The sequence below is a fragment of the Vibrio sp. 1402 genome, assembly GCF_033340275.1.
Map to the genome: position 1 here is coordinate 1 of NZ_JAWOWE010000279.1, position 701 is coordinate 701.

Below are 701 nucleotides of genomic sequence, written 5' to 3' on the forward strand. Positions count from 1 at the left end.
CTTGTGAGGCTCTAGCATCTGGTAAAGAACTTGGTGTACAAGACGCTCGTCTGAGCAACCTAGCGGTATTTGCAGACAGCATTTTGAAATGTGACAAACTACCAATAGCTTTAAATGGGGAAAAACATGAATTAGAGCTATTAAACGGACTCCAAGAAATGCTCAATGATCTAACGCCAGAGCCAATCATCCATCCCGTTCAAATCGGTGGTCAATTAGTCTTCTCTAAAGAAAGAGAAACCAAAGGAAAGACTTTGATATATTCGTTAAATAATAATGATCTGGTTCTTCTGCAAGAAGCTAGCATCTGCAACCAACAAATCTTAACAATACAACCCAAACTAGCAGCAGAAGAATTACTCACTCATATTGATGTCGATATAAGAGATTCAGTTAAACAATCCCTGCTAGAACATGGCTACATGTTCAGCGACGTCGAGGTTCTAGGGTAGAGGCGAAAGCTATAAGCACGCAACTTCACGCGTGCTTATCACTCTGGGAACAGATTCATGGAGTTGGATATCCGTGTAAAAATCCATACTGAACAAGCACTTTTCACATCAATGATGTTTTGAAATTCACAGCCAGACTCAAGAACATACCATTAATAATAACCAGTACAACAGCGGCCTACGGCAAGCTGTTGTACTGGTTATTATATATTTAATATCAAGATCCTATCCAAACCCTAGCTCTCAGTT

1 protein-coding gene is annotated in these 701 nt (G+C 39.8%); it reads left to right on the plus strand.

Features of this window, described 5'->3' with window-relative positions:
• Positions 1-452: hypothetical protein (locus R7044_RS25550; protein ID WP_225456039.1), on the plus strand; the 452-nt coding region annotated here is incomplete at its 5' end.
• Positions 453-701 lie beyond the last annotated feature (249 nt).